Below are 16,648 nucleotides of genomic sequence, written 5' to 3' on the forward strand. Positions count from 1 at the left end.
GCAGGCGGTTTGTGTCGACCTGTTCGGGAAAATGAACAACTAAACAGTGGAAAATGGCATGACGCTCGATCTCGGCGGCAAGCTCAGACGGTTTCGCGAGGCGCGTGGCCTGTCGCAGCGCGAGTTGGCGCGGCGGGCAGGCATCTCGAACGCCACCGTGAGCCAGATCGAGTCCAACACCATCAGCCCGTCGGTCGGCGCGCTGAAGCGCATCCTCGACGCCCTGCCGGTGCCGATGGCCGACTTCTTCGCCGAGGACCAACCGGCGGCCGAGCAGATCTTCTTCAAGGCCGACGACCTGATGGAGATCGGCCGGGGCGGCGTGTCCTACCGGCAGGTGGGGCGCGACCTCTCGGGCAAGGCGCTGCAGATCCTGTCGGAGCGCTACGAAGTGGGCGGCAGTTCCGGCCGCATCCATCTGCGCCATGAAGGAGAGGAAGGCGGCATCGTGCTGAAGGGGCAGTTGGAGGTGATCGTCGGCGACAAGCGGCAGGTGCTCGGCCCCGGCGAGGCCTACTACTTCAAGAGCAACGAGCCCCACCGCTTCCGCAACGTCGGCGACGACATCTGCGAAGTGATTTCGGTCTGCACGCCGCCAAGCTTCTGACCATTTGGACAAAATCATCCACCGCAACCAGCGTTTTGCCGCCGATCCGGGCTTGCCGAACTTCGGGAATGCGTGGACATTCGCGCCATGAGTTACGACACAGCGACCGACAGTCAGGATCTGGCCCGCGCGCGCGGCTCCAAGAAGCGGACGCGCATTCAGGCGGAGAATGAGGAACGCATCCTCGATGCGGCGCTGGAGGTGTTTTCGCGCTACGGGTTCCGAGGCGCCACGGTCGACCAGATCGCCGAGAAGGCCGGCATGTCCAAGCCGAACCTTCTCTACTACTTCCGCCGCAAGCACGACCTCTACACGGCGGTGCTGACTCGCACGCTCGACATGTGGCTCACCCCGTTCGGCGAGATGGCCGAGGAGGGCGATCCCGAGACCGAGCTTACCGGCTATATCCGCCAGAAGCTGGAGGCATCGCGCGACTTTCCGCAGGAAAGCCGGCTGTTCATCGGCGAAGTGCTGCTCGGCGCACCGCACCTCGACGGCGTGCTCCGGACCGACCTCAAGTCGATCGTCGAAGAAAAGGCCGAGGTCATCCGCCGCTGGATCAAGGACGGCAAGCTTATCGACGTCGACCCCGTGCATCTCATCTTCATGATCTGGGCGACGACGCAGCACTACGCCGACTTCGACGCACAGATCCGCTCGGTTCTCGGCCGGGGCGTCGAAGATCCCGCCACCTTCCGCGCCGCCTCGGATACGGTGATCGGCGTGCTGATGCGCGGCATACTTCCGACGCGCGACTGAGCGGGATCGGCGCGTCCGCCGGGCGAGTCATCCCACCGCTGGCGCCGGATCGCTGCCCTATGGCTTCGTGAAGACGGAGGCGTGGCTTCGCCAGACGGCCGGACGATCGGCGGCGACAAGACCGGCGGCCTCCGCCAACGCGCACTCCTCGGCAAACGATGCTTCGGAAACGTGGCCGGCCGGCTCGGCGAGAAGCAGCCTTGCGCCGGACTTCATGGCCGACGCCGCCTCCTTGAAGAAACCAGCGACGTCGCCGAGTTCATGAACGACGGCAAAGGCCAGAACGAAATCGATCTCGCCGAGAAGATCGCCAACGCCGAGGCTACTGTCGCGACCGAGGCGCATGTCGATCCGCGTCTCCAACCCCGCCGATCTAGCGCGGCGTCCCAGCGCGGTCAGCATGCGCGGCTCGATGTCGACCACGTGCACCTTGCCGGTTGGCCCGACGAGACGGGCCAGTTCCAGCGTGAAATAGCCCATGCCCGGCCCGGGCTCCAGCACGCGGAACCCCGGTCTCACATAGGGGTCCAACAGTCGGGCCGGATGCTGAACCAGCCTGCGCAACGGATTGAGCAAGAAATAGCCAAGGTACCAAGGACAACGATGCGGCATTTGCTTCTCCCCCCATTCGACGACGAGCCTATGGCCCGTCTGTCGGTGTCCATCAAATGGGGGGAGCGCCACGGCGCCACCACGTCGCCGCCGCTCCGGATCATTGCGTAGGTTCGAGCCGGATTCACTCGGCCGCGACGGCCGAGGGATTGTTCGGGTGGGTCGTCCAATTGGCATACTGGGCCGACACCACCTTGCCGGTACGCGGATCGACCGAACCGGGCGCCATGGGCTCCATGGTGATGCAGCCATCGACCGGACAGACGTTGACGCAGAGATTGCAGCCGACGCACTCCTCGTCCTTCACCTCGAAATGCCTGACACCATCGACCAGATGGGTGATCGCCTGATGCGAGGTGTCCTCGCAGGCGATATGGCAGCGGCCGCACTTGATGCAGAGATCCTGGTCGATCCTGGCCTTGGCGATGTAGTTGAGGTTGAGATACTTCCAATCGGAAATGTTCTTGACGGCGAGACCACGGAAATCCTCGATGGTGGAGAAGCCATGGCCGTCCATGTACTTCTTCATGCCGTCGATCATTTCCTCGACGATCTTGAAGCCGTAGGTCATCACTGCCGTGCAGACCTGCACGGTGCCGCAGCCGAGGGCGATGTACTCCGCCGCGTCGCGCCATGTCTCGATGCCGCCGATGCCGGAAATCGGCAGACCGTAGGTTTCCGGGTCACGGGCGATCTCACCGACCATGTTGAGGGCGATGGGCTTCACGGCCGGTCCGCAATAGCCGCCGTGGCTGCCCTTGCCATCGATGGTCGGCACCGGGGCGAAGCTGTCGAGATCGACGGCGACGATGGAGTTGATGGTATTGATCAGCGACACCGCGTCCGCCCCGCCCTTCCTGGCGGCACGGGCCGGATAGCGGATGTCGGTGATATTGGGCGTCAGCTTGACGATGACCGGCATGCGCGTCGCCGCCTTGCACCAGCGGGCGACCATCTCGATGTACTCGGGCACCTGCCCCACCGCCGAGCCCATGCCGCGCTCGCTCATGCCATGCGGACAGCCGAAGTTGAGTTCGATGCCGTCGGCGCCGGTCTCCTCGACGCGGGCGACGATCGAGTTCCAGTTCCGCTCCTCGCACGGCACCATCAGCGAGACGACAAGCGCCCGGTCGGGCCAAGCCTTCTTCACCTCGGCGATCTCGCGAAGGTTCAGCTCCAGGGGGCGATCGGTGATCAGCTCGATGTTGTTGAGACCGGCGAGGCGACGCTCGCCGGCGTGGATGGCGCCATAGCGCGGGCCGTTGACGTTGACGACAGCGGGGTCCTCGCCGAGCGTCTTCCAGACCACGCCGCCCCAACCGGCGCGGAAGGCGCGCTCGACATTATACTTCTTGTCGGTGGGCGGTGCCGAGGCAAGCCAGAAGGGGTTCGGCGACTTGATGCCGAGGAAGTTGGTGCGGAGATCGGCCATGTCGGGACTCCTTTAGTTCAGGCGGAAAGACTGACGTGGATGGACAGGGCGGCACGCTTGCCGTGATCGACGGCCTGGACGGTGAGATCCTCACCGCCGCGCACGCAGTCGCCGCCGGCCCAAACATTGGCGAGCGAGGTGCGCATATCCCCATCGACCGCGATGCGGCCACCATCCAGCGCCACGGTCTCTCCGCTTTCGACGGGTCCGGAAACGAAGGTCTGGCCGATCGCCTTCATCACCTGGTCGGCGGCAAGGCGCATGCTTCGGCCGGTGCCGGTCAGGCGCCCCGAAGCGTCGAGGGCCGTCCGCTCGAAGTCGACGGCGGCGACGGCGTTGCCTTCCGACACCACCTGCCTGGGCGCCACCCAATGCAGGATGCGCACGCCGTTCACCTGGGCCAGCTCCTGCTCGTAGCGGCTGGCGCCCATCTCGGACGGCCCGCGCCGATAGGCGATGGTCACCTCGTCGGCGCCGAGCTTCTTGGCCTGCACGGCGGCATCCACCGCCGTCATGCCGCCGCCGATGACGACGACACGAGCGCCGACCTCGATGGCCGACTTGTCCTGCGACTGCCGGAGATCCTCGATCCAGCGGACGGCATCGACGACACCGGCGCTCTCCTCGCCCTCGACGCCGAGGGCGTTGACGGCCTGAAGACCGAGGCCGAGGAAAACGGCATCGTAGCTTGATCTGAGGTCCGCCAGCGTGAAATCGCGGCCGAGCGCCTTGCCGCTTTCGACGGCGATGCCGCCAACGCCGAGCACGAAATCCACCTCGCGCTGGGCAAAGTCGTCGGTGGCCTTGTAGGCGGCGATGCCGAACTCGTTAAGCCCGCCGGCCTTGCCGCGCGCCTCGAAGATCGTCACGTCGTGCCCCTTGAGCGCCAGCTCGTGAGCACAGGCGAGACCCGACGGACCGCCCCCCACGACGGCAACCTTGCGGCCGGTGGCCGGCGCGCGAATGCCATAGGCGGAGTGACGTTCGAGATAGTGATCGGTGGAGTGGCGCTGGAGAAGACCGATGCGCACCGGCTTCTCCTCGGCAACGTTGCGGACGCAGGCTTCCTCGCACAGCGTCTCCGTGGGACAGACGCGGGCGCACATGCCGCCGAGAATGTTGGATGCAAAGATCGTCTCGGCGGCCCCTTCGACGTTGCCGGTTCCGATCTTTCGAATGAAGAGCGGGATGTCGATCGAAGTCGGGCAAGCATTGGTGCAAGGCGCATCGAAGCAAAAATAGCAGCGGTCGCTTTCGACAACCGCTTCATGCGCGCTGAGCGGAGGATGAACGTCGGAGAAATTCTTACCGTAATCGGCCGCCGCGAGGCGTCCCGCAGAAATGTCCGGCATGGATGTTGGTCCCGTGGCTGGTGCACAGTAACGACGAAGACAAAACGCTCCCGTTCACCGGATAGGCCGGTTCGGCGCATCCGATGTCCTTGATCCAACCGTAGTTCAAGGCGCTCAAAATCAGCCCGAACCGGATCTTTCGATTGCTTTGTCCGCTATTCCCCGGCGGTTTTTCTCCGCCTTCTGTTTCCTTGATCTTTCGGTAAAAAAATAGAGGGGTCAAGGCGCAAATTTGAGCAGAAAGCCGGGGACGGAGCCTCTTCGATAAGCGCGCGGAATGGAGCGCGCCCAATCCTGGATGCGGAGATATCGTTCAAGTCGCGGGAGGACATGCCGGGCGACACTCGTATGTCGGATGGGGACGCCACGAAGACGCAACGCTGCGGCAAACGGGCATGCTGCTTACCGGAAGCAGTTTGATTGGCATCAGGACAAAAAAAGAGGGCTTGCGCCCTCTAGTTGTTTGGACCGCTAGTCCGCGAAACCGCGGAAAGGGGCTACTAACCCCGCGACGAGTTGAGCCAGCAACGTTGTCGCAATTTTTATGATAGCGCGTCGCTCGCAATCTTCCAGCGTCAAAAGGTGTCGTGCCCCTATTTTCGCCTACAACAAAGCAGAAACATTCAAATCTCCATACAAGTGCGACTTCCTTGCAACAGACCACATTTCAGCGTCCCAGCGCTGCATATTTCATTTATATCATTGATATATAATAGCTTTATCTACATCACAGCCTGTCTGCATACTAGGAACCATTCCTAAGTAGGCATTAATGCCGACCTATCCACGTCGTTCGCGTCGCACTGGAGCACCGGTTGTGATGCTCCAGCGCGACACATGCTTAATTGGGTGCGTGCCATTGGACGATCATCGAAGGCAGCCCTCCTATTGGGCGTCCCCCTTGAAACGAACTAAACCCTGGATAGCATTCTCGATGATCACATGGCCGGCATCCGCCGACAACGACATGATCGATTCGGGATGGAACTGTACGGCGGCAAAGGGTTCGCTTCGGTGCTCGATGGCCATGATCACCCCATCGTCGGTGTCCGCCGTCACGCGGAACGCATCGGGCAACAGGGCCCGGTCGGCGTGGAGCGAGTGGTAGCGACCGATGACGATCTCGGACGGCAATCCCTTAAACAGCAAAGAGTTCGGGGACACCGCGATCTTCGACGGTTTGCCGTGATAGGGGATCGCGAGCTGCGCCAACTTGCCGCCGAAGGCCTCCACCATCGCCTGAAGGCCGAGACAGACGCCGAACACCGGAAGACCGAGCTGGCGCGCCGCCGCGATCGTCCGCGCGCACTGGAAATCGGACGGGTTTCCAGGCCCGGGCGACATGACGAGGAGATCGGGCTTCTCGGCAGCGATCAGAGCCGTATCGATGCCTTTTCCCTTGGAGGCACGCAGCGTCTTCACCTCGGCGCCGGTCTGCCGGAAATAGTTGGCCAGCGTGTGGACGAAACTGTCTTCGTGGTCGACCAGAACGATGCGCGTGCCCGAGCCGATCGCCTCACGCGCCACCGACGCGGCGGCGACCGGGGCGGTTCCGGCCTCGCGGATGGCGGCAATCAGCGCCGAAGCCTTGAGTTCGGTTTCCTTCTCCTCGTCCTCGGGCACCGAGTCATAGAGCAGCGTCGCGCCGGCGCGCACCTCGGCGATGCCGTCCTTGAGGCGGATCGTCCGGAGCGTCAGGCCGGTGTTGACGTCGCCGTTCATCAGGAAGGCGCCGACGGCTCCACCGTACCAGGCACGGCAGCTCTTCTCGTTGTCCTCGATGAACTGCATGGCCCACAGCTTGGGCGCGCCGGTCACCGTCACCGCCCAGGCGTGGCTCAGGAAGGCATCGAGACCATCCATGCCATCGCGCAGCCGACCCTCGATGTGGTCGACGGTATGAATGAGGCGCGAGTACATCTCGATCTGGCGGCGGCCGATGACGCGCACAGATCCCGGCTCGCAGATGCGGCTCTTGTCGTTGCGATCGACGTCCGAGCACATGGTCAGTTCGGCTTCGTCCTTCTTGGAGTTGAGCAGAATGCGGATCTGCTCCTCGTCCTCGATGGCGTTGCGGCCGCGCCGGATGGTGCCCGAGATCGGGCAGGTTTCGACGCGCTTGCCGTTGGTGACGCGCACGAACATCTCGGGGCTGGCGCCGATCAGATACTCGGACGCACCGAGATTGAACATGAAGCCGAAGGGCGCCGGATTGATCTGCTGCAGGCGGCGGGCGATGGCCGACGGCGGCGAGGACGGCTTCTCGTAGAACACCTGGCCCGGCACCACCTCGAAGAGGTCGCCGCGCTTGAAATACTCCACCGCCTTGCTGACGGATGCCGCGTATTCGCCGGGCTGGTGATCGCCGCGTCCCGGATCGCGGTCAGCCTCCTTGAAGGGCTGCGGTGCGCCGTCGCGCGGCAGGCCGACGGTCAGCCGCCCCTCGACGACGAAGTCGTAGGAATAGACGGTGGCGGCGGCACGGTGGTGGTCGACAACGACGATCTCGTCGGGGAAATAGAGCACGAGGTCGCGCTGATCGTCGGGCCGCGGCAGCTTGAAGTCGACGCTGTCGAACTGGAAGGCGAGATCGTAGCCGAAGGCGCCCCAGAGGCCGAGCTTGTCGTCCTCGGGCGTCGCAAACTTTGCGATGATGCGGCGAAGCACGGAGAAGACCGAGGGCTGGCGCGAACGATCTTCCTCGGCAAAACCACCTTCGGGCGTGGTCACCTCAAGCGAGATCAGCGCATCGTCGACGCTGAGGGAAAGAAGATCCGGGCCGCGCACGGCAGCGACGAAAGCGGGGAGAAGAATGCGGCCGCGTGCGTTGAGCGCCTCGATGGTCACCTTTCGACCACGGGCGGTGATTGCCACCGGCGGGTCGACAAACGCGATGTCCCAGCGCGAGTAGCGGCCCGGGAACTCGTAGTTGGACGACAGCACGGCGCCGCGCCGCGTATCGAGCTTGTCGAAATAGCCAGATATCGCCGTCTTGTAGTGGTCGGGTCGGGCGCTACGCGCCACCTCCACACCGCCGGCCGTGACGAAGGATTCTCTTTTGCCGGACAAGCCGGCCTCGGTTTCGCTGTTGACCATCGCAATCTCCCCTGTCGCCACTCAGAGAGACCGCCTAGGACACCTCAACAAAAAGGGCCGGTCCGGTCTCCCGGAGCAGCCCTCGCTCATTTCGTCCCATCTGGACACACCGCGTCGGCCGCTCTCTTTAAGAGAAGCGCCACCACCACGAAGCGTTCAGGGCGACAAAACCGTTCATGCCTTCTCCCATAGGCGAAGCGCGCGAGCTTGTAAAGAAGATCAACATCGCGAGACATTCGCAAAGAGGAGTTTGCATTTCCGCCGTTCGATCTTACAACCCTTGCATCGCCGGCCATCGTCGGCCACCCGATTTCGGCGTTTTGCGCCGCATGCTTCGACAATAGGTTGCGCCCGTGTCCCAGGAATCCTCCCCCATCATTCGTCTCGCCGACTACAAGCCCACCCCTTACGCCATCGACAAGGTCGACCTCGACTTCGACCTGACGACCGAAGCGACCCTGGTGGCCACGACGCTGGCCATCTCGCCGCGCGCCGGCACCTTCGGCGAGCCGCTCGTCCTCAATGGCGACGAACTGACCCTCGTTCGCGTGGTGATCGACGGCAAGGACCTGTCGGAGGACGAGTATGAGGCCAGCCCAAGCCAGTTGACCGTCAAGGTACCGCCCAACGGCGCCTTCCATCTGGAGATGACGACGCGTCTCGATCCGGCGGCCAACACCAAGCTGATGGGCCTCTATCGCTCGTCCGGCACCTGGTGCACCCAGTGCGAGGCCGAAGGCTTCCGCCGCATCACCTATTATTACGACCGGCCGGACGTGCTCAGCGTGTTCACGGTGAAGATCACCGCGCCGAAAACCGAGGCGCCGATCCTTCTTTCCAACGGCAACCCGGTGTCGTCGGGCGACCTCGATGACGGCAAGCACTTCGCCGTCTGGCACGATCCCTGGCCGAAGCCGAGCTATCTGTTCGCGCTGGTCGCCGGCGACCTCGACGCCTTCGAGGGCGACTTCACGACGATGAACGGCCGCAAGGTGAAGCTCGCCGTCTACGTCGAGAAGGGCAACGCGCCGAAGGCGGCCTATGCCATGGACTCGCTCAAGCGCTCCATGAAGTGGGACGAGGATGTGTTCGGCCGCGAGTATGATCTCGACGTGTTCAACGTGGTGGCCGTGTCCGACTTCAACATGGGCGCGATGGAGAACAAGGGCCTCAACGTCTTCAACGACAAATACGTGCTGGCCGATCCGGAGATCGCCACCGACGCCGACTATGCCGGCATCGAGGCGGTGATCGCCCACGAATATTTCCACAACTGGACCGGCGACCGCATCACCTGTCGCGACTGGTTCCAGCTCTGCCTCAAGGAAGGCCTCACCGTCTTCCGCGACCAGGAGTTTTCGTCCGACATGCGCTCGCGGGCGGTGAAGCGCATCTCTGACGCCCGCCTGCTCAGGAGCCAGCAGTTCCCCGAGGACGGCGGCCCGCTCGCCCATCCGGTGCGCCCCGAGCAGTACAAGGAAATCAACAACTTCTACACGGCGACCGTCTACGAGAAGGGCGCCGAGGTGATCCGCATGCTGAAGACGCTGATCGGCGGCGACGCCTTCGCGCGCGGCATGGATCTCTATTTCAGCCGGCATGACGGCGAAGCCGCCACCATCGAGCAGTTCATCGCCTGCTTCGCCGAGGCATCTGGCCGCGATCTCGAACCCTTCATGGTCTGGTACCGGGAAGCCGGCACGCCGGTCGTCACCGTCGAGGAGAGTTGGGACGAGGCGTCGCGGCGCTTCACCCTGACGCTGACGCAGGAGACGCCGGCGACGCCCGGCCAGCAGACGAAGAAGCCGCGCGTCATTCCGGTGCGCTTCGGCCTCGTCGGCCCCGATGGCGGGGACATGCGGCCGTCGAGCATCGCCGGGGCCGAGGTGAACGGCGACACGCTGATCCTGACGCAGCCCTCGCATACCGTCACCTTCGAGAGGCTGGCGTCGCGCCCGGTGCCGTCGCTGTTCCGCGGCTTCTCGGCGCCGGTCAAGGTGCGGCAATCGCTCTCGTCCGCCGACCTCATCTTCCTGCTCGCCAACGACACCGACAGCTTCAACCGCTGGCAGGCCGGCACGACGCTGGCCATGACGGCGCTGGTCAAGGCAACGCAACAGGTGCGCGCCGGGCAGGCACCCAGCTTCGAGCTGGCGCCGATCGACGCGCTCGGCGCCCTTCTCGACGGTCCAGCCCTGGATGCCGCCTTCAAGGCACTGCTGATCGCCGTCCCCAGCGAGAACGACGTCGCCCGCGAAGTGGCCGAGAATGTCGATCCGGACGCGGTGGCGACCGCCCACCAGGCCTATCGGCGCACCATCGCCGACCGGCTCGGAGCGCGCCTCCAGGCGATCGTCGAAGCCGACGCCGCCGCTGCCGGGCAGCCTTACGTGCCGGATGCGGCCGGCGCCGGCCGCCGGGCGCTTGCCAACACGGCGCTCGATCTCCTGTCGATCACCGGCTCGCACGAGACCATGGCGCTGGTGCGCCGGCGTTTCGAGACGGCGACCAACATGACCGACCGCATGGCGGCCCTGACGATCCTCGTCCATCGCGGAGACGCGGGCGCCGAGGCGGCGCTTGCCACCTTCTTCGAGCGCTTCGGCAATGTGCCCCTGGTCGTCGACAAGTGGCTGTCGGCGCAGGCGTCGGCACCGCTCCCCAACACGCTTGACAAGGTCATGGCGCTGACGCAGCACCCGGCCTTCTCCTTCGGCAACCCGAACCGCGTGCGCGCCCTGGTCGGTGCCTTCGCCACCTCGAACCCCACCCAGTTCGGGCGGGCGGACGGCAAGGGCTTCGGCTTCGTCTCGAACATCATCTCGCGGCTCGATGCGGCCAACCCGCAGCTCGCCGCACGGCTGCTCGTCACCTTCCGGTCCTGGCGTTCCTATGAACCGAAGCGGCGGGCCCTCGCCGAAACGGCCCTGCGCTCGATCCAGATCAAGGAGCAGCTGTCGCGCGACGTCGCCGACATCCTGGAGCGGACCCTGGCCTGACGGCCGTTTTTCCCAGACATCCCCTCCCCCATATCTCCTGTGGAGGAGGGCCGGGAGGGGATGACAAACCGAAAGGATGCGCGCTTGACACCTCGAATCCTGCCACCGGATTCGGCAGGAATGTCACACGGCACCCCATTCGGCCGCGACGATTCAAAAAGAAGATTCAACGCTCGTTAACCTATGGACAGAGCGATTCCCGATGATTCAAACTGCCCGTGATTCGGGGGTTGTTTCGCGTTCCCCAACAACATGCGGCGGCGGGGCAACGACATGGCGGGCAACGACCTCGGTCGAGGGTCGGGAACGTGGAAGGCGCGCTTTTTTGGCGACGCCGACACGGAGAGGCTTATCAAGGGACACGCTGGCCTTCTCGTCCGCCCCTCCTATCTCCGCCTTCTCCAGGCCGAGCCGCTGTTTCGGCGCTCGATCCCCGTCCTGATCTCCGCGTTCCTGCTGGTGGGCGGCATCTTTCACGTCTCCAATCTTCTGCAGCAGCGAACAGACACCTATCGCTCGGCCTCCGACATGGTGGCGCTCCTGGCCGAGGCGCTGGACGCCGATCTCTCGGTTCATCCCTCGCTCGAAAAGGCCGACGGCGGATATGTCGGCGTGATGCGGGCCGCCTTGCGGGACAGCCTGCCGCCATCGGCGACCAGCGACGGACGCGTCATCGTGTTCGCCTCCACCGACGGTACCATCCGGGCCACCGCCCCCGAGGGGGCGTTCGTCGGTGACGGCACGGTCGCGGACCTGTTCGGCGCCGATCAGCCGATGCTGGTGTTCGGCAAGCGCGCCGGCGTGCTGGACGTGACGCTTTCCAACGGCACAGAAGCCCTCGCCACCGTGCGCAACCTCGCGGGGGATCGCGGCACCGTCGCCGTCTACCAACCGCTGGCGCAGGTCTATGTCGGCTGGCGGCACGACGTGACCATGACGGCCGTGCTGTTCGTCGGTACGTCCCTGATCCTGATCGCGGTTGTCTACGCCTTCTTCGCCCAGATGAGCCGGGCGCGCGAGGCCGACCGCATCTACAACGCCACGCAGGCGCGCGTCGACACCGCGCTGCGGCGCGGCCGATGCGGCCTCTGGGACTGGGATCTCGCACGGGGCCGGCTGTTCTGGTCGCCCTCCATGTACGTCATCCTCGGCATGGAGCCCAACTCCGACCTGATGGGTTTCAACGACCTGCAGGGCATGATCCATCCCGATGACGTCGACCTTTACGAACTGGCCAAGGAAGTGCTGGAAACCGGCCAGCCCTCCGTCGATCTGGAGTTCCGCATTCGCCACGCCGGTGGCGAGTGGGTCTGGCTCAGGATGCGCGCCGAGGTGGTTCGCGACCGCGACGGCTCGCATCATCTCATCGGCATCACCGTCGACGTCACCGAGCAGAAGACCCTCGCCCAGGAGAACGCCACCGCTGCCATCCGCCTGCGCGACGGCATCGACACCATCTCCGAAGCCTTCGTCATCTGGGACTCGGAAAACCGCCTTGTCATGTGCAACTCAAAATACCAGAGCCTGCACCAGTTGCCCGACAGCGTCGCCCGACCGGGGACGCCCTACGCCGAGGTCATGGCGGCGGCCCGCCAGCCCAAGGTGTCGAGCGAGGGCCTGCGCTACTCGATGACCGGCGGCGAACGCTCCTACGAGGCGCGGCTCGACGACGGGCGCTGGCTGCAGATCAACGAACGGCGGACCAAGGACGGCGGGTTCGTCTCGGTCGGTACCGACATTACTCAGCTGAAGCGCCACGAAGAGAACCTCCTCGAAAGCGAACGGCAGCTGATGGCGACCGTCGCCGACCTTCGCCAGCACCGCCACAAGATGCAGCTTCAGACGACCCAGTTGGTCGAGCTGGCTGAGAAATACGCCGAGGAGAAGGCCCGCGCCGAGGCGGCCAACCGGGCGAAGTCGGAATTCCTGGCTTCGATGAGCCATGAGCTCAGGACGCCGCTCAACGCCATCATCGGTTTCTCGGACATCATGATGTCCGGCATGTTCGGCGATCTCGGCTCGGAGAAGTACACCGACTACTGCCGCGACATCCACGACAGCGGCATCTACCTGCTCAACGTGATCTCCGACATCCTGGACATGTCCAAGATCGAGGCCGGCCGGGTCAATCTCACGCTCGAGTCGGTGGTGGTCGACGAGGTTCTCGGCGAGTGCGTGCGCATCATGTCGTCGCAGGCCGAGAACCGGCAGATCATCCTCGCCACCGATTTCGAGGCCGCCGAGCCCTTGGTGGCCGATCGCCGCGCCGTCAAGCAGGTGGCGCTCAACCTCTTGTCCAACGCGCTGAAGTTCACGCCGGCCTCCGGCACGGTGACGGTGCGGACGCGGCAACTCGGCGACAACGTCCTGTTCTCGGTGAGCGACACCGGCATCGGCATTCCCGCCGGCTCGCTGGACCAGATCGCCAAGCCTTTCGTGCAGGTGGAAAACCAGCTGACGCGCAAGCACCCCGGTTCCGGTCTCGGTCTCGCCATCGCCCAATCGCTGGTGGCGTTGCACGGCGGCCAGATGACGATCGAGTCGGTGGAGGGGTCGGGGACGACGGTCACCATATCGATGCCGCGCATTGCAGCACCAACGGCGAGCGACGGCACCGCCGCGGTGGCGACATCGCAGGCCGGCTCAGCCGTTGCGACCGCCTATCCGCGCGTCGTCGCCGCGCCCGGCGTGTTCACCGAGCCACGGCGCACGGTTCACTGACGCTCAGCCTGCGCGCCGCACCACCGGCCCGACGATCTCCACGAAAGCCTCGCGCACGGCCGACTGACGCTCGCGCAGCTCGGCCTCTAGCTGGAGAAGCGAAGGGGCAGACGCGACGCGGCAGAGCACGTCATGAACGCCGCGCGGCGCCTCGACCACCGAAGCCTTCACCGGCAGCGTGAGACGCTGGGCCTGCGTCAGGTCGCCGAACAGGCGAATGGCCGGCAGCAGCACGTCGCGATGGGCGGGCGTCAGCAGGTCGTGCGTCGCCGCCGACAGCAGGACCGCCTCCGTGTTGCGCAGGCGGATCGCCGGCTCCCGCCAGTCGTTGACGAGGCGCAGCGTCTGGGCAATGAACTCCAGGTCGACGAGGCCGCCCGGCGCCCGCTTGAGGTTCCACGGGTCGGTCGAGCCCTTCTCCTGCTCCAGTCGGGCTCGCATGTCGGCCGCATCGGCAAGCACCTTTTGGGGATCGCGCTGCCGGCACAGCGTCTCGGCGATCACCCGTTCCGCCTCCAGGCCGAGATCGCCCGTCGATGACACGACGCGGGCACGCGTCAGCGCCATGTGCTCCCAGGTCCACGCCTCTTCCAGCTGATAGCGCTCGAACGCGTCGATGCGGGTGGCGAGCGGCCCGGCGTTGCCCGACGGGCGCAGACGGAAATCGACGTCATAGAGCGTGCCCTCGGCGGTCGGCGCGGTGATCGCCGTGACGAGGCGCTGGGTCAGCCGGGCGTAGTACTGGTTGGGGGAGATCGGGCGGCGACCGTCGCTCTGCAGCGCGTCGCGGTCGTGATCATAGAGCAGGATCAGATCGAGATCCGAGGCCGCGGTCAGCTCCTCGCTGCCGAGCTTGCCCATGGCGAGCAGCGCCACGCGCCCGCCCGGCACCCGGCCATGCTGAGCTTCAAGTTCGGCCGCCGTTGCCGCCAGGACGCGTTCGAGCAACAAGTCGGCGAGCCGCGAGAAGCTGCGGCCAAGCTGGCGGGCGGCGGCGGTGCCGGTGATGACGCGGACGCCGATCAGGAACTTCTGTTCCTGGGCGAAGATCCGGGCGCGGTCGAGGATATCCTCGTAGCCACTCGCCTCGCCGAAGAAGGCGTCGAGCCGGCGCGTCAGTTCCTCCCGGCCGGGCAGCGTGCCGAAGAACTGCGGTTCGAGTAGAGCGTCCACCACGTGCGGCCGCCGGGCGACCGTTTCAGCCAGATAGGGCGAGTTGCCCATCACCATGGCGAGCAGCGTCACCAGCGACTGGTTGGAGGACAGCAGCGAGAACAGCTGGACGCCGGCCGGCAGGCGGGCGAGGAAATGGTCGAAGGCGATCAGCGCGGCATCCGGCGCTTCGGTTTCGGAGAAGGCGATGATGAGGCGCGGCGTGATCTCGGTCAGAAGCTCGCGGGCCCGGGACGACCGCATAGCCGGGTAGCGGCCGAAGTGCCAGGAGGCGACAATGCGGATGGCATCTTCCGGCCGGGCGAAGCCGAGCTGGGTGAAGGTGTCGAGCGTGCCGGGGTCGATGTCGTTGCCAGTGAACACCATGTTGCCGTGCTGCGAGGAAAGGTCGGCCTCCTCCTCGAACAGCTCGGAATACTGGTCGCTGACGGCAACCAGCCACGCCCTCAGCGTAGCGGCGAAGGCTTCCGTCTCCGCGTAGCCCATCAGGTGGGCGATGCGGGCCAGCCCCTCGGCATCATCGGGCAGCGTGTGCGTCTGCTCGTCGTTCAGCATCTGGACGCGATGCTCGACGCGGCGCAGGAACCGATAGGCCTCCGCCAGAAGATCGCGAGCCGGTTCGTCGAGCCAGCCCTGAACCACCAGGGCATCCAACATGGCCAGCGTCTGCCGGCCGCGCAGGTCGACGTTGCGGCCACCGGCGATGAGCTGCTGCGTCTGCACGAAGAACTCGATCTCGCGGATGCCGCCACGGCCCAGCTTGACGTTGTGGCCGGCGACGGCGATCTCGCCATGCCCCTTGTGGGCGTGAATCTGCCGCTTGATCGAATGGATGTCGCGGATGGCGGCGTAATCCAGATACTTGCGCCAGACATAGGGCTTGAGCTCGGCCAGAAAGCGCTCGCCGGCCGCGATGTCGCCGGCCGCCGGCCGCGCCTTGATCATGGCCGCCCGTTCCCAGTTCTGGCCGGCGCTCTCGTAGTAGATCAGCGCCGCCGTCGTCGACATGGCGACCGGCGTCGCACCGGCGTCGGGCCTGAGCCGCAGATCGGTGCGGAACACGTAGCCGTCAGCGGTACGCTCCTGAAGGGTGGCGACGAGGCGACGGGTCAGGCGGACGAACAGCGTCGTCAGATCGTCCTTGTCGGCCGCCGGCACCACGGCGGGATCGAAGAAGACGATGAGGTCGATGTCCGAGGAATAGTTGAGCTCGAAGGCACCCTGCTTTCCCATGGCCAGCACGATCCAGCCCGAGCCCTTCTCCGGTTCGGAGCGGTCGGGCAGGCTCAACTTGCCGGCTGCGTCGGCTTCGAGCAGGAGAAAGCGGATGGCGGCCGAGAGGCTGGCGTCGGCGAGGCGCGTGAGGGCGCCCGTCACCTCCATGACGTCCCAGAGATCGGCGATGTCGGCCAAGGCTATGGCGAGCGCCGCCTCCGCCTTGACGCGGCGGAGGCGTCGACGCAGCGACGCCTCGTCGGCGACGGGTTCGGACAGGGAGGCGATCAGGCTCGCGACGTGCGCCGCCGGATCGCTTGAAAGAACGCGGGTCAGACGCTCGCCATCGCGCAGCGCCGCCTCGCGCAGATGGGCGCTGTTGGAGGCGGCGGCAAGCACCAGGTCACGGGCGGCCGGTGCGCCGGCAAACACCGAGGCCAGCGCCTCGCCGCCCGGCCCGGCCAGGCAATCGTCGAGCAGCGAGCCGGCGATCGCGGCATCCGGGCCGATGGGGGGAACGATGGTGACGCGGTCCTTGAGCGCGCCGTCAGTCCGCTGCGTCATGCCTTCTTCCATCCCCTTGCCCACTCCCGCCGTCCCGTCGTGCCCTGCCCCGGTATCAGCCGCCAGCCGAGCAAGTCTTCTCGCAAGCGGCTCCGGCGAAACGGATACGCGAACCAGC

The 16,648-nt window shown here is 65.5% G+C and carries 9 protein-coding genes; 4 read left to right on the forward strand and 5 right to left on the reverse strand.

The annotated features are described in order from the left end of the window. The first annotated feature begins 58 nt into the window (after positions 1–58). Positions 59–607 carry a cupin domain-containing protein gene (locus QQZ18_RS09130; RefSeq protein ID WP_284540288.1) on the forward strand — a complete coding sequence of 183 codons (549 nt, stop codon included), beginning with the start codon at positions 59–61 and terminating at the stop codon, positions 605–607. A gap of 87 nt (positions 608–694) precedes the next feature. Continuing rightward, the gene (locus tag QQZ18_RS09135) at positions 695–1,366 is read left to right on the forward strand and encodes a TetR family transcriptional regulator C-terminal domain-containing protein (protein WP_284540290.1); all 672 of its coding nucleotides are present in this window, start codon (positions 695–697) and stop codon (positions 1,364–1,366) included. A gap of 57 nt (positions 1,367–1,423) precedes the next feature. Here the strand turns inward: QQZ18_RS09135 and QQZ18_RS09140 are convergent, their stop codons facing one another. The 4 genes from QQZ18_RS09140 to QQZ18_RS09155 all read right to left on the reverse strand — a co-directional run bounded on the left by QQZ18_RS09140 (position 1,424) and on the right by QQZ18_RS09155 (position 7,858). Next, positions 1,424–1,978, reverse strand: a complete 555-nt coding sequence (locus QQZ18_RS09140; RefSeq protein WP_284540292.1) for a class I SAM-dependent methyltransferase — start codon at positions 1,976–1,978, stop codon at positions 1,424–1,426. A gap of 124 nt (positions 1,979–2,102) precedes the next feature. Next, positions 2,103–3,410 (reverse strand): NAD-dependent dihydropyrimidine dehydrogenase subunit PreA, encoded by a 1,308-nt coding sequence (gene preA, locus QQZ18_RS09145; protein WP_284540294.1) that lies wholly within the window; start codon positions 3,408–3,410, stop codon positions 2,103–2,105. A 17-nt stretch (positions 3,411–3,427) separates the two neighbouring features. After that, positions 3,428–4,762: an NAD(P)-dependent oxidoreductase gene (locus tag QQZ18_RS09150; RefSeq protein WP_284540296.1), complete on the reverse strand. Its 1,335-nt coding sequence runs from the start codon at positions 4,760–4,762 to the stop codon at positions 3,428–3,430. An 885-nt stretch (positions 4,763–5,647) separates the two neighbouring features. After that, entirely contained in the window at positions 5,648–7,858 is a 2,211-nt protein-coding gene (locus QQZ18_RS09155; protein WP_284540298.1) for an anthranilate synthase component I, read from the reverse strand. A gap of 353 nt (positions 7,859–8,211) precedes the next feature. Between QQZ18_RS09155 and pepN the strand changes: the two genes are divergently transcribed. Both pepN and QQZ18_RS09165 read left to right on the forward strand, forming a co-directional pair. Then, the gene (gene pepN, locus QQZ18_RS09160) at positions 8,212–10,857 is read left to right on the forward strand and encodes an aminopeptidase N (RefSeq protein WP_284540300.1); all 2,646 of its coding nucleotides are present in this window, start codon (positions 8,212–8,214) and stop codon (positions 10,855–10,857) included. A 273-nt stretch (positions 10,858–11,130) separates the two neighbouring features. Then, a complete protein-coding gene (locus tag QQZ18_RS09165; RefSeq protein ID WP_284540301.1) occupies positions 11,131–13,578 on the forward strand; it encodes a sensor histidine kinase in 2,448 nt (815 codons plus the stop codon). A 3-nt stretch (positions 13,579–13,581) separates the two neighbouring features. Here the strand turns inward: QQZ18_RS09165 and QQZ18_RS09170 are convergent, their stop codons facing one another. Beyond that, positions 13,582–16,530 carry a bifunctional [glutamine synthetase] adenylyltransferase/[glutamine synthetase]-adenylyl-L-tyrosine phosphorylase gene (locus QQZ18_RS09170; RefSeq protein ID WP_284540304.1) on the reverse strand — a complete coding sequence of 983 codons (2,949 nt, stop codon included), beginning with the start codon at positions 16,528–16,530 and terminating at the stop codon, positions 13,582–13,584. Positions 16,531–16,648 lie beyond the last annotated feature (118 nt).

The sequence above is a fragment of the Pleomorphomonas sp. T1.2MG-36 genome, assembly GCF_950100655.1.
GTDB lineage: Bacteria > Pseudomonadota > Alphaproteobacteria > Rhizobiales > Pleomorphomonadaceae > Pleomorphomonas.